We start from the raw sequence: 12,777 nt of genomic DNA, 5'->3' as shown, positions 1-12,777 counted from the left end.
CGATCGCAGCCTGCGAGCGGCAGCGTGCCCGGCAAGGGCTCCAATGGGGATCTCGATGAACTGGCTTGAAAATCTGCGCCGCAGCTTCCTCGACTGGGATGCCATGGCGGAAGTGCTGCCGAGCATGATCAGCGTCGGCCTGAAAAACACATTGATCCTGGCCGCTGCCTCGACCGTGCTCGGCGTCGTCATCGGCATGGTTCTTGCCGTGATGGGCATCTCGCAGTCCCGCTGGCTGCGGCTGCCGGCACGCCTCTATACCGATGTTTTCCGCGGGCTGCCGGCGATCGTCACGATCCTGATCATCGGTCAGGGTTTTGCCCGGATCGGCCGGGAGATCTTCGGTCCGTCGCCATTTCCGCTCGGCATCCTGGCGCTCAGCCTGATCGCCGGTGCTTATATCGGCGAAATCTTCCGGTCGGGGATCCAAAGCGTCGAGCGCGGTCAGATGGAAGCCTGTCGGGCGCTCAGTATGAGCTACGGGCAGGGCATGCGCCTGATCGTCATCCCGCAGGGCATCAGGCGCGTTCTGCCGGCGCTGGTCAACCAGTTCATCGGAAACGTCAAGGATTCCAGCCTTGTCTATTTCCTCGGATTGCTCGCCTCCGAGCGGGAGATCTTCCGTGTCGGGCAGGATCAGGCCGTCGTCACAGGTAATCTGTCGCCGCTGCTGCTAGCGGGTGTTTTCTACCTTGTCATCACCGTGCCGCTGACCCACTTCGTCAATTATATCGATGCGCGACTGCGCCTGGGAAAACAAGGCCACGGCCCCGGCACGGCAAGTGGGCTGCTCGAGGTGAGCGAGTTGCAGGCCGCTGCCGGTCCGCAGTCCGCGGCCAAATCTGTCGAGGAGATGGAACCGCGCTTCAAGGGTGGGGCCCTCAATATCCGGGACCTGACCATGGCCTATGGCCATCTCGACGTCCTGAAGGGGGTCGATCTCGACATTGCCGCCGGGACCGTCACCTGCATCATCGGCCCCTCCGGCTCGGGAAAATCGACGCTGTTGCGCTGCATGAACAGGCTTGTCGAACCGAAAGGCGGTGACATCCTGCTCGATGGCGAAAGCATCCTGGCGATGAAGCCGGAGAGGCTGCGCCGGCGTGTCGGCATGGTGTTCCAGCACTTCAACCTGTTTCCCGATCACACGGCGTTTGAAAACGTCATGCTTTCGCTGACGAAGATCAAAAAGATGCCGAGACAGGAGGCGCGACGCATCGCCGAGGCGCGTTTGGCCGAGGTCGGTCTCGCAGAGCGCAAGGATCATCGCCCGGCAGGTCTATCGGGCGGGCAGCAGCAGCGCGTCGCCATCGCGCGTGCGCTTGCCATGGATCCGGAACTCATCCTGTTCGACGAAGTAACCAGTGCGCTCGATCCCGAACTGGTGAAGGGCGTTCTCGACCTGATGGCCGCTCTCGGCCGCCAGGGCATGACGATGGCCGTGGTGACGCACGAGATGGGATTTGCCCGCAGGGTGGCTGACCAGGTCGTCTTCATGGATGAGGGCCGCATCGTCGAAGCCGGCTGCCCGGAGCAGATATTCGACAATCCCCAAAGTGAGCGATTGAAGCGCTTCCTTGCCGAGGTCCTGTAAAGCGCCCGAGGCAAGGCATGGGCGCCGGTCTTCCGCACGCCGGATGCACCGGATTTTTCACCCGATGTAGAAAGAGCAGGAAACAAGGTTATCGACATGAATGCTTCCACCAAACCCGTGAAGGTCATCGTCATCGGCGGCGGGATCTTTGGCGTCTCGACGGCCGTTCATCTGGCGCGGCTCGGGGTCCGCACCGTGCTCGTCAATGACGGCCCGCTTGCCAACGGTGCCTCCGGCCGTTCGCTTGCCTGGCTCAACTCGGCGCGTAAACGCTCCGATGCCTATCACCGGCTGCGTTTGGCCGGCATAGATCGCTATCGCACCCTGGCCGCCCGATATCCCAATGCGCCGTGGCTGCGTTTCGACGGCGGCCTGACATGGGATGCGGACGATGCCGGCAACGAGATCGCCGAGATCTTCGACTATGAGCGCGATCGCGGCTATCACGCGCAATGGCTCGCCCGGGAAGGAATTGCCGGGACGACGCCAGGTGTCGACGCAAGCGCCGTGACGCCGCAAGGCGCGATCTTCAACCCCGGGGAGGGCTGGATCGATCTTCCGTCCTTGATCGCCACACTCGCGGAAGAGTTCCGCTCGCTGGGCGGTGAGATCATTACCGATGCCGGGCGCGCGACGGTCGATGTCGAAGGCGGGCGGGCCTGCGGCGTGATCACGGCCGACGGCATCCGCCGCGATGCAGATGCCGTGCTGCTTGCTGCGGGCGGCGATGTTCCCGCAATCGTGGCCGAGGCAGGCCAGCATATCGAGGATGCAACGCCTGTCGCCCTTCTCGTCAGGACCAAACCGATCCGCCACCCGCTGAAGGCCGTACTCAATACCCCCCGCATTGCCATCCGGCCGACGCCCAGCGGCGGCTTTGCGCTCGATTCCGCCTGGTCCGAGGAAGAGGTGAGCGTGAAGCCTGACGGCAGCTACGAAGTCAGGCAATCGACGCTGGACGGGCTGCTGCTCGAGGCATCAAGGGTTCTCGAAGGCAATCCGCGACTGGAGATCGAAGATTATGGGGTCGGGCCGAAGCCCATCCCGGGCGATGGCGAGCCGGTCTTCGGCGAGCTGTCGTCAATCCCTGGTTATTTCGTTGCCTTCAGCCATAGCGGCGCCACCCTCGGCCTGATTGCCGGCGAATTGCTGGCGGACGAAATCGTCACTGGACGCCGCCATCCGCTGCTGGCGGAGTTTCGGCCGGAGCGTTTCAGCGCATCGCGACAGTGAAGGTCGCGAAGCTCGAGCCGCTGGCCGGGGGTACGGTTCTATGCCGCAGCGGTTCGACGAAGCGCGTCCGTTTCCGCCAATTGGAACTGATCGATCAATTGGAGGAGTATCCTCGTCTCGTCGGCAAGTTCCTTCGTCGCCGCGCTGGTTTCCTCGACCATGGCCGCATTCTGCTGCGTCATCTGGTCCATCCGGTTGACGGAAGAATTCACTTCATGAAGGGCGTTATACTGCTCTCTGCTCGAGCGGGCGATCACGTCCATCTGCTCGGAGGCTGTGACCACTTTCGCCGAAATGCTTTCGAGGACTTCGCTCGTTTCGCGCACGACACGCGCTCCATTGGCAATCTCCGTCTGCGAACGTCCGATGAGCTGTTTGATCCTTTGGCCGGCCTCCGCGGAGCGCTGGGCGAGCTCGCGCACTTCCTGGGCCACGACCGCAAAGCCCTTTCCGGCCTCGCCGGCGCGGGCCGCTTCGATGCCGGCGTTGAGCGCAAGCAGGTTCGTCTGAAACGCGATTTCGTCGATGACGCCGATGATTTGAACGATCTCGTCGGACGCCGCTTCGATCTTGCTCATCGCATCGATAGCACTGGCGACGACCTGGGATGACGAATCGGCCGCCTGTTTGGTGTCGGTGATGATCTGATGGGCGTCATCGGCGCAGGCTGCAGACGAACGAACCGTCGTGGTGATTTCTTCGATGGCTGCTGCAATCTCCTCGAGTGCGACGGCCTGTTGTTCCGTGCGCCTTGCTAGATCGCCCGCGGCGAGATCCATTTGCCCGGCATTGCCTTCGATCATCCGGGTGTTCGTGCGGATCTGGTCGATCGTTTCCTGCAGCCGCAGCAGCGACGCGTTGAAATCGTTGCGAAGCTGCTCCAACCGTCCGAAAAAGGGTGTCGCGATCGTCTGCGAAATGTCGCCCTGCGCCAGTCGACCAAGACCCTGCGCCAGTGCCGTCACCGCGAAGTCTATCTGCTCTTCGACCGCGCGTTTTTCCTCATCGTTGCGATGCCTTTCCTCTTCGGCCTTCGATCGCTCGATCTCGCTGCGCTCCTCGATCTCGACCTTGGCGATGGCATTGTTCTTGAATACGCCGAGCGCGCGGGCCATATCGCCGATTTCATCGGCCCGGCGCTCGCCAACGATTGATGTTTCGAGCTTGCCATCCGCCAGGCGCCTCATGGCCGAGGTGATCTGATTGATCGGGCCCTTGAGCGTCACGGTCAGCCCGACGCCTGCGAGGATCGCGATCACCACGCCGAGGATCGTCGTGCCGAGAGACATCGAGTTGGCGTCCGTGCGTTCGTCGGCCGCGTTCTGCCGCTGCATTTCGGCGAAAGCCGTCAGTTGAGACCACATCCCGTCCACGTCGGCGGCGGCCGAACGGAATTCCTCCTGGCGCTGTGCGCTGATGTGGACGAGGTCCGCGGCAGCCTCCTGCATCTTGTCCAGCGCCGGCAGAAGCTTCGATTTGAGTTTGTCGAACTGCGCAACGCTGCCGGCGTTGGAAATCAGCATGTCCAGGCCTTTCCTGACAGCGGTAATTTCCTGCGAGAGTCTCTGAAGATTGGCGTCCGTCGGCGCGAGCGTCAGTTTGGCCATGACGATCTGAATCACGTAAGCCGACGTGATCAGTTTCTGGCCGTCTCTCTGGCTGGTCTTGGCGCGCTCGACCGGCTTGGCAATCTCGGCCGCCTTTTCCGTTGCCGCCTTCACCCGCCGTGCGGCGGCCGCCTGCAATTCAGGCAGTCTGCCGACGATCTGGCCCATCGCATCGCTGAGGCCGGCTGCGCGTTCCTCGGTTTGACCGGTGGCCTCGACAAGCGGCTTCAAGGAAACAATGGCGTCGTCGATCGCCTTTTTGGCCTCCGGCGCTTCGCCGGCCAGCGCCATCGCCAGGACCCGCTGCTGCCGGCCGAGTTCTTCCATGTCAGGCCCGCCGATACCGGCGGCGGCTTGAACCTTGTCGTTAAACGCCTGGGCGAAGGATAAGAAATCGGAAATACGCTGCGCGTCGCCCAGCATGTTGCGTGCTTCGTCCTCCTGGCTGTCGGCAGCCCGCTGAAGAACCTTGGTACCTTCGACGATATCCGTCTGGGACGACACGACGACGCTCAATGCCTTCTGAAGATCGATGAGCAGCGCCGCCCGGTTCTCCTGAAGTCGCCAGAGCGAATCCATGCGGGTTGAAATTCCGTCGATGGAGGATTGCGCCTGCTGGAGTTCCTGCTGACCGCTGCGATCGGCGGCGAGCTTATCGATGCCGGCTTTCAGAAGGGTGCGTTGATCGGCAAGTTTTCGGGTGACGACATCCCGGTTTTCTTGCGTGGCATTGGCGAGGAACTCGCCCATCGCGGCCGACAAATCCCGAAAGCCGCTCAAGGACTGCAGGACGGAATTTGAAATATCCATCCGCCCCTGGAGCAGGCTCGACGCATAAAAACCTGTCGCGCCCACGGCCATGATGCTCAAGACGAACGGAATGATGAACACCATTACCTGCGTCTGGATTCGAACGCGTGACAATAGCCTTCCCAACATGAGTCCCTCCTCGGCTCACAGCGTCTCGTTACGGCGCCGGGCGCAGGGGCTGTTGCAGTTCGCCTCCCGTCGAGTGAAAATCCTCTTCCGCCTGAGGCGGTCGGCGCACAGGTTTGCTCGCAACCAGCGGCCGTTCGCCCCTTCCTCTTGACCTTCCGAAATTCCTGGATCCGTCGGAAGGAAATGCCTGAAGAAGAACAATCAATCTCGGGTGAAGATGCCGATCCCCTCGAACCGGTTCTGCACATAATCCCTGTCGGACGCATGACGCATCAGTGGAATAGATATTTCATACTGCACGACTCGTGAAATATTCGTTTCAATATTCGCCGAAACCAGCATTTTGTCCAGCCTGGGAAGCGGCGGCCGATGCATCCTTCTGAGCCGTCAGACGTTCTATCGCCAGGAAACAACTGGAGACGCATCATGTTGAAGGACGAACGCGGAGAGATCGGCACAAATAGGGGTATGCCCGGCGGTGCCGGCACCGCACCGGCGGCTTTGGAAGAAGCCACCATCAATCCCGATCTCATCAGACGTGAGGGTTTCGCGAGCGAGGCCGACTATCGGGCGTATATTGCAACACTCCGTGGTCATGTTCCGGTTGGCGACATCGTCGAGGAACCTCTCCTGGTCTCTGATGGTGATGTCTCCGATGGTCATGCCCTGGAAGGCCGCTTGCGAGAACTGAGAGAAGAGATCGAAAACCTCCGCGCGCGCCTTCACGTGATCCAGCATCAGGCTGCGACCGTCGTTGCGGAGAACGTCCGTTGGGCCGATGCAAGCGCCCATGTACAGCTCGGCAATCAGCCCTGGCTCAAGCTGGCAGGCGCGATGGCGGCAGCATTCGTCGTTACGCGGGGCATCCGGCGGCTGCCTCTGGGAGCCGTGGCGACGACGGCGGTGCCGTTGGTGGCGGCGGCGATGAACCGGAAGTTCGCCAGGTGACGTCTGTCAGCGTCGACGACTGATCACGCGAAACCGATTTCCGCTAGCAGAGGCAGGTGGTCGGAGGCGACTCTTGTCAGCCGGTTTTCCAGGACCGCCGCCTGTTTGACGATCAGATCCTCGGTAACGAAGATGTGGTCGAGGCGCATCAGCGGGTAGCGGGATGGAAAGGTCGCTCTCGGCGCGTTGCTGCCTGCGAGCTGGGCGTCCTTTAATGAGCGCGCGGCAAGTCGGTAAGCCGCCGACGACGGAATGGCGTTGAAATCGCCGCAAAGAATGCTGGGAAGCGCTTCGTCCGCCGTGCCGCGCAGCCAGCCGGAATTCAGCAGTGTCGTCATCTGCCGGATACGCTCGCGGCCGCGAAGGCCGAGATGGGTGTTGACGACCAGCAGTTTTCGGTCGCCGACCAGTATTTCGACGGACAGCGCTCCGCGCTGTTCGCCGATGGATGGCAGCGGGCCGGCCTTGACCGCGCCTGTCGGCAGCGCGGTGATGATCGCGTCGCCATATTGCTCCTCGGCAACCGACAGCGCCGGATGGAAATGCGCCTGCATCTTCAGCAGCGAGGCAATCATATGGGCCTGGTCGACGCCGCCGGTCCTGCGCCTGAGGACATCGACCTCCTGAAGCGCGACGATATCGGCCCCGGCCTCGGCGATGACGGAAGCGATGCGGCCGGGATCGAGCTTCCGGTCGCTGCCGAGACAACTGTGCACGTTATAGGTCAGAAGTTTGATCGATTTATCCGGCATTGGCCCCGCTGAAAAGCTTGTTCCCTCCGGGAGAACACGGAACTCGTTCCTCCCCAGGGAGAACATAGAACGTGTTCTCCTTGGGAACACAGAACTCGTTTGATCGTTCCAGATCATCGAGCCGTCGCGCTCGCATCTCGGAAACGGACAATCGATGAGCTTGAAAAGCGTAATCTGGAATGGACTGCTCATGGCCGCGCTTTGCCTTGCGGTCTTTCTCCTCTATCGGATCTTCCAACAGTATAGTCTCGAGCAGATCGTCCAGTCGGTTCGCAGCATTCCTTTTTCGACCTTCTGCACAGCCCTTCTGTTTGCGGCGGCATCCTATCTGTGCCTCACCTGTTTCGATCTGCTGGCGATCCGTTCGCTCGGCAAATCCTTGCCCTATTCCAGGATAGCGCTGACTTCATTCATCAGCCTGTCGCTCGGCCACAATATCGGCTTTGCCGGCCTGAGCAGCGGCGCCTTCCGCTATCGTTTCTATTCTCGCTGGGGGCTGACGGCGGAGGACGTGGCGAAGGTCATCCTGTTTTGTGGCGTCACGGTGGGGTTGGGGCTGATCACGCTTGGCGGTCTCGCGATGATCGTCAATCCCGGTGATGCTGGGCGTCTGCTGCGCATTGATCCGGGAAGTGTGCGCATCTTCGGCGCGGTGGCGCTGGTCGTGCCGGTTGTCTATACGGGCCTGGCGTTCTTCATCCGCGGCACGTTGCGGCTGTGGCGCTGGTCGTTTCAGCTGCCGCGATTTTCGATCGCGGTCGCGCAGGTCGGGGTCGGGACGCTCAACTTCATGCTCGTCTCCGCCTGTCTGCACCAGATGCTCTCGGCCTTTGGCGACGTCGCCTTTTTCCGGTCGGTGACGGCTTACGTGCTCGCCAATTCGGCAATTCTCGCAACACATGTTCCGGGCGGCCTCGGCGTGCTCGAGGCGACCGTTTCCTATGCCGTGCCGAAGGAGGCCTCGATCGGCGCGCTGATTGCGTTCCGCTGCGCCTATTTCTTCATCCCGCTGGCGCTCGGATCCACGCTTCTCGTCATCAGCGAGATGATCTTCCGGCGGAGATCACGCCGGCCGGATGAGGAGGCGGACGAGCGCGCCGAGGCCCAGTCGGTCTAAGGGTGCGAAGGGTCGAACCGGGTCGAAGAGCCCTGTGCCTGTAATCGGTGAAATGCTGCCCGACAGCGCAACGGTGAATTCTCGCAAGCCCCGAGGCCCGTCATTGAGCGCATCGACCGCAGCGATGACCGAGCCGCTTTGCGCAAAGGCTGCGGCAAAGCTTTCGGGTTTGGTTCCGAGATATTCCGAAAGCAGGCGATTGCGCAAATCCGCGATTGCGCCGCGGTGCTCGTCATTGCCAGCCTCGAACAGCATGTCGCATTCGCAATCCAGCCCTTCCGAGCGATTGTTGAGGTTGGAGGAGCCGATGCGGACCAGTTCGTCATCGGCGATTATCAGTTTGGAATGGACGAGCACCTCCACCTCGCCGTCCTCTCCCGGCGTGACCGCGTAATAGACGCGCAAACGGCCGGCGCGATCGGCGCGTTTGAGGCGGCGGATGACGCGGTCGCGATTGCCGCCCATGACGAGCTTTTCGATCAGTCCGTGAGAACTGCGCGTACAGATGATGACGACCTCAGGCCCGTCTTCCTCCTGCAGCCGCGCGGCAATGGCGTCGGCAACGCGGAAAGAGGCGAGATATTGCGCCTCGATGTAGAGCTGCCGCCGCGCGCGGGCGATGACGTCCAATGTCATGGCGATGCCGTCGCTAATGCCGGGGCGAAGTGCGGTCGAAGGCTCCGTCAGCGCGAAGCTGACCGCAACCTCCCTCATGGAAATGGCGAGATCGTCCGGCCAGACGAAGCGGATATTTTCGGCCAAAGGCAGGTGGATCTCGCCGGTGGCATTTTCCCAGCGCTGCCTGGCGATGTCGCCGATCAGCCTGGCGGCATCGCCGGTGACCATTGCCTGAACGTCGTGCAGCGGATCGTAGGAAACGCCCTCCGGGTCGCGCCGCAGTTTCTCCTCGGCGCGATGGCGCCGGGTATCCCATCGCCGCGACGTCAGGTCTATGCCGCCGATGAAGGCGACGGCGTTGTCGATGCAGACGAGTTTCTGATGGTGGCAGCCGCGCAATGTCGGTTGAAGCTCGAAGCGCAGATCGATCCGTGCATTCCTGGGAAAGTTCTTCTTTCGCAGCACCTGCAGGGATTTCTCCGAATAGATCGGCCCGAGCGTCCAGATGAGGATGCGTATTTCAAGCTTGGGATTTGCCGCGGCCAGGGCATGCAGCAGATCGGCCAATGTTTCGTCGGATTTTTCCGGTTGCATCCGGATGTCGGGATTGAAATCCCATCCGATGATCCAGACGGTGCGCCGCGCCTGCCGCAGCACGCGCGCCAGTTCGGCGAAATAGCTGTTGCCGTTGATCAGGAAGGCTGCCTTCGCCGCGCTTCCTTCCAAGCGCAAGGCGCCGCCCTCCTGTTTTGGGCGGTCGCCTGGTCGTTGTGATTTTGTCTGGGGCAAGTTCGGGTCATTGAAGGTGGTTTCGAATGTCGTCATGATTGCCTCGGCCTCTCACTGGGAGAGCAAACGCCTGGAATATTTTTGGGTTCCCTGTCGCGCCGGATGAGGCGAACATGCCGGCAACGACGGGCGATACAAAGTGCAAGGAAACGAGATGTCACAACGAGCAGGCAGCGCCGATCTTCCCCTTCACGGGGGACGTGTGCCGCATTGGCTCGGCGATCGGATGACGCGGCTCGGCACGCTGATCACCGAGGCGATCGTCCATCACTATGGCCGCGACGAATTCCTGCGCAGGCTCGCGCATCCCTTCTGGTTCCAGTCCTTCGGTGCGGTCATGGGCATGGACTGGCATTCCTCCGGCATCACCACCAGCGTTCTCGGGGCGCTGAAGCGTGGGCTGAAGCCGCGTGCCGGCGAACTCGGCCTGCATGTCTGCGGCGGTCGCGGCGCGCATTCGCGCAAGACCCCGCAGGAGCTTGTCTCGATCGGCGAGCGTGTCGGTCTCGACGGAGAGGGGCTGGCGACCACGAGCCGTCTCATCGCCAAGGTCGACAGTGCTGCCCTTCAGGACGGGTTCGATCTTTATCTCCACGGGTTCATTGTTGCCGATGACGGCCATTGGGTGGTGGTGCAGCAGGGTATGAATGGCGACAGGCGGCAGGCCCGGCGCTATCACTGGCTGTCGGAAGGGCTGGAGAGTTTCGTCGACTCGCCGCATGCGGCAATCGAGGGAAGGAGCCAGGGCGAGATCGTCAATCTGGCCGACAGGCGCGCCGAGCGCTCGCGGCGCGGCCAGCTCGATCTGCTGGCGACGCTCGGCCCCGACCGGATCATCCGCGAGGCCGCCGCGCTGCTGCGTGCCGAAGAACCCGCGCCCGAACCTGCCGAACAGCCGATGCTGCCGCACCTGATCATGCCCGCCCATCACGACGTCCGCGAGAGCGACGTCAATATGCGGCGCCTGCACGGAAATCTGGCCGCCGCGGCCGATCGCGGACCGGCGGATTTCGAACAGCTGCTGCTCGTTCCAGGCGTCGGCGCCCGCACGGTGAAGGCGCTGGCGATGGTGGCGGAAGTCGTCCACGGCGCGCCTTGCCGCTTTTCCGATCCGGCGCGCTTCTCGATCGCCCATGGCGGCAAGGACCGACATCCCTTTCCGGTTCCGCTCAAGGTCTATGACGAGACCATCGCCGTGATGAAATCGGCGGTGCAGAAGGGCAAGCTGGGGCGGGAGGAGGAGTTGCAGGCGCTGCGGCGCCTGGACGACCAATCCAGGCAGATGGAACGCTATGTGACCGGCCCCGACCTCAAGGAAATCATCGCCGGCGAATTCCGCCAATCCGCCGATTTCGGCGGCCGCAGCGTGTTCGGCTGGGAGCCGCCGCCGGTGGATGAGAGTGGTCATTGACGTGATCTGCCGACGAATGCGCGCCAGCCTCACGTCATGCGGGGCGGGCCATTAGATCATAGAACGGGCCGCGTGCATCATCGAAACAGGCAAGAGAGCAGGGGCGGCCATGCTTTCCTTAACGCGCGGAGCCAGGCAGGGCGATCTCACCGTTTTCCTCTCCATCCCAGTACCGGATGGAGGACGCCGAAACCTTGATGAGAACGATACCAGGAGTGTCCACTCCTTCAGGAAACCACCGCTCGAGATCGGGGACCCAATGTTCTTCGAATGTCGCCTTGTCCCGTACCAGTGAGGCAAAGCCCTCGACAGCGATGAAAATCCCCGGCTTGCCGAGGAGGCTGGGAGGCGCCGTGAACGTCAGCGAGACGGCGTCGATGCCTTCGATCTCGGTGATTTTTCTGCTGTCTTCATACGAAAAGAACCAGGAATCCCCGTCATATTCGACGTCGCCGTTATTGCTCATCGGTCGGGCCGAGATGCGGCCCGACCCGGCGTTCGTAGACAGCATGCAGAAATCGATCTTCTTCAGTTGCGAGGATAGGTCTTCGAGGGTCATGGACGCCATTGTGATCTCCCGTGTTTGAATGCTCGGGAGTAGCGTGCAAGCGTCCAGATTGTTCCGTGGAAAGTCCACGTGACTATGTCTCTATCCCTCTGAAGATAAGCAGCGCTGTAGCGTCAATGGCCGTCGGGCGGGACGGCCTCAATCGGAACCGTTTCTTTCAGATTCTTCCGGTGGAAGATGAAGAGCCCGGCAACGACGATGATTGCGGCGCCGATGACGACCTGCATGTCGGGAACATCATTGAAGAAGAGGTAGCCGAGGATGATCGCCCAGAGCAGCAGCGTATATTGCAGCGGCGCGAGCAGCGATGCCGGTGCAAGCTTCAGCGAGCGGGTGATCAGCAGATGCGCGCAGGTGGCGACGATGCCGAGGAGCAGCATGCCGGACCAGTCGACAATCGTCCCCGGCTGCCAATGGCCGATGCTCAAAACGATGCCGGTGATGAGCGCGGCGACCGTCTGCCATGTCACGAGCGTCGTGTCGCTGGTCGAGCGCAGATAGCGGCTCATCACCAGCGACAATGCAAAGGCAAGGCTGCCCGCAAGGCCGAAAAGCGACGGAAGCGACAGCATTGCGGTCGACGGACGCAGCGCGATGACGACGCCGGCGAAGCCGATCAGAACGGCCAGCCAACGCCGCCAACCGATTTTTTCTCCGAGAAAGAAATGCGAGAGCGCCGCAATGTAGATCGGCCCGGCCATATAGAAGGTCATGACGTCTGCGAGCGGCAGATAGGCGACGGCGGCGTAAAACAGCGCGACATCGCAAGTCGCCATGAAAACGCGTATGAACTGGAGGCCCTTCTGCTCGGCGCGGAACAAACCCATCGGTCCTTGCCGCAGGATCATTGGTCCGAGCACGATGAAAGCGCCAACCGAGCGGATCACCAGCACCTGGCCGACGGCAAAGCTCGCAACCAGCCACTTGCCCATCGCATCGTTCAGCGCAAAAAGCAGATCGCCAAGCAGCATCAGCACGACGCCTGTTATGATCAGGTTTCCGGCATTGGCTACACCAGTCTCGGTCTTCATTTTAGACATCCTTGCAAAAGCGGCCGCGAATACGCGGCCGAGTGCGGCTTCGACCTTAACCCTGCCGATGTCAATGGGCCGGTTGAAGAGATTGCAGTCGAACCCGCAAACGACCGTCTTCGGGCCTGTCGACCCACGGCTTCATCAGCCGCCGCATCAAGTGCCTCTCA

10 protein-coding genes are annotated in these 12,777 nt (G+C 61.8%); 5 read left to right on the top strand and 5 right to left on the bottom strand.

What is annotated here, in order from left to right:
- The first annotated feature begins 55 nt into the window (after window positions 1-55).
- Together FHT69_RS34590 and FHT69_RS23315 are read left to right on the top strand one after the other, a co-directional pair.
- The gene (locus FHT69_RS34590) at window positions 56-1,594 is read left to right on the top strand and encodes an amino acid ABC transporter permease/ATP-binding protein (RefSeq protein WP_028757529.1); all 1,539 of its coding nucleotides are present in this window, start codon (window positions 56-58) and stop codon (window positions 1,592-1,594) included.
- A gap of 96 nt (window positions 1,595-1,690) precedes the next feature.
- Window positions 1,691-2,827 carry an FAD-binding oxidoreductase gene (locus tag FHT69_RS23315; RefSeq protein ID WP_183906028.1) on the top strand — a complete coding sequence of 379 codons (1,137 nt, stop codon included), beginning with the start codon at window positions 1,691-1,693 and terminating at the stop codon, window positions 2,825-2,827.
- Window positions 2,828-2,865: 38 nt separating this feature from the next.
- On the opposite strand, the gene FHT69_RS23310 is transcribed toward FHT69_RS23315, so the two are convergent.
- Window positions 2,866-5,373 carry a methyl-accepting chemotaxis protein gene (locus FHT69_RS23310; protein ID WP_183906027.1) on the bottom strand — a complete coding sequence of 836 codons (2,508 nt, stop codon included), beginning with the start codon at window positions 5,371-5,373 and terminating at the stop codon, window positions 2,866-2,868.
- Window positions 5,374-5,799: 426 nt separating this feature from the next.
- Between FHT69_RS23310 and FHT69_RS23305 the strand changes: the two genes are divergently transcribed.
- A complete protein-coding gene (locus FHT69_RS23305) occupies window positions 5,800-6,321 on the top strand; it encodes a hypothetical protein (RefSeq protein WP_183906026.1) in 522 nt (173 codons plus the stop codon).
- Between the two features lie 23 nt (window positions 6,322-6,344).
- Here the strand turns inward: FHT69_RS23305 and FHT69_RS23300 are convergent, their stop codons facing one another.
- Window positions 6,345-7,073, bottom strand: a complete 729-nt coding sequence (locus FHT69_RS23300) for an endonuclease/exonuclease/phosphatase family protein (RefSeq protein ID WP_127431088.1) — start codon at window positions 7,071-7,073, stop codon at window positions 6,345-6,347.
- 154 nt (window positions 7,074-7,227) lie between these two features.
- Here FHT69_RS23300 and FHT69_RS23295 point away from each other — a divergent pair, with 154 nt between their 5' ends.
- Window positions 7,228-8,190: a lysylphosphatidylglycerol synthase domain-containing protein gene (locus tag FHT69_RS23295; RefSeq protein WP_183906025.1), complete on the top strand. Its 963-nt coding sequence runs from the start codon at window positions 7,228-7,230 to the stop codon at window positions 8,188-8,190.
- On the opposite strand, the gene FHT69_RS23290 is transcribed toward FHT69_RS23295, so the two are convergent.
- A complete protein-coding gene (locus tag FHT69_RS23290) occupies window positions 8,137-9,633 on the bottom strand; it encodes a phospholipase D-like domain-containing protein (RefSeq protein ID WP_183906024.1) in 1,497 nt (498 codons plus the stop codon). The genes FHT69_RS23295 and FHT69_RS23290 overlap by 54 nt on opposite strands.
- Before the next feature lie 118 nt (window positions 9,634-9,751).
- On the opposite strand from FHT69_RS23290, the gene FHT69_RS23285 reads away from it, so the two are divergent.
- Window positions 9,752-11,008, top strand: a complete 1,257-nt coding sequence (locus FHT69_RS23285) for a DUF763 domain-containing protein (protein ID WP_168332687.1) — start codon at window positions 9,752-9,754, stop codon at window positions 11,006-11,008.
- Between the two features lie 118 nt (window positions 11,009-11,126).
- On the opposite strand, the gene FHT69_RS23280 is transcribed toward FHT69_RS23285, so the two are convergent.
- Both FHT69_RS23280 and FHT69_RS23275 read right to left on the bottom strand, forming a co-directional pair.
- Window positions 11,127-11,576, bottom strand: a complete 450-nt coding sequence (locus tag FHT69_RS23280) for a pyridoxamine 5'-phosphate oxidase family protein (protein ID WP_047619183.1) — start codon at window positions 11,574-11,576, stop codon at window positions 11,127-11,129.
- A gap of 113 nt (window positions 11,577-11,689) precedes the next feature.
- On the bottom strand, window positions 11,690-12,607 hold the full coding sequence (locus tag FHT69_RS23275; protein WP_183906023.1) for a DMT family transporter: 918 nt from the start codon (window positions 12,605-12,607) through the stop codon (window positions 11,690-11,692).
- Between the last annotated feature and the right edge of the window lie 170 nt (window positions 12,608-12,777).

The organism is Rhizobium sp. BK008, assembly GCF_014197345.1.
Lineage (GTDB): Bacteria > Pseudomonadota > Alphaproteobacteria > Rhizobiales > Rhizobiaceae > Rhizobium > Rhizobium anhuiense.
This window is presented reverse-complemented; position numbering and strand designations above follow the sequence as displayed.

Coding starts and splice junctions, on each gene's coding strand:
- FHT69_RS34590 (WP_028757529.1), top strand. CDS start 56: ATGAACTGGCTTGAAAATCTGCGCCGCAGCTTCCTCGACTGGGATGCC.
- FHT69_RS23315 (WP_183906028.1), top strand. CDS start 1,691: ATGAATGCTTCCACCAAACCCGTGAAGGTCATCGTCATCGGCGGCGGG.
- FHT69_RS23310 (WP_183906027.1), bottom strand. CDS start 5,373: ATGTTGGGAAGGCTATTGTCACGCGTTCGAATCCAGACGCAGGTAATG.
- FHT69_RS23305 (WP_183906026.1), top strand. CDS start 5,800: ATGTTGAAGGACGAACGCGGAGAGATCGGCACAAATAGGGGTATGCCC.
- FHT69_RS23300 (WP_127431088.1), bottom strand. CDS start 7,073: ATGCCGGATAAATCGATCAAACTTCTGACCTATAACGTGCACAGTTGT.
- FHT69_RS23295 (WP_183906025.1), top strand. CDS start 7,228: ATGAGCTTGAAAAGCGTAATCTGGAATGGACTGCTCATGGCCGCGCTT.
- FHT69_RS23290 (WP_183906024.1), bottom strand. CDS start 9,633: ATGACGACATTCGAAACCACCTTCAATGACCCGAACTTGCCCCAGACA.
- FHT69_RS23285 (WP_168332687.1), top strand. CDS start 9,752: ATGTCACAACGAGCAGGCAGCGCCGATCTTCCCCTTCACGGGGGACGT.
- FHT69_RS23280 (WP_047619183.1), bottom strand. CDS start 11,576: ATGGCGTCCATGACCCTCGAAGACCTATCCTCGCAACTGAAGAAGATC.
- FHT69_RS23275 (WP_183906023.1), bottom strand. CDS start 12,607: ATGAAGACCGAGACTGGTGTAGCCAATGCCGGAAACCTGATCATAACA.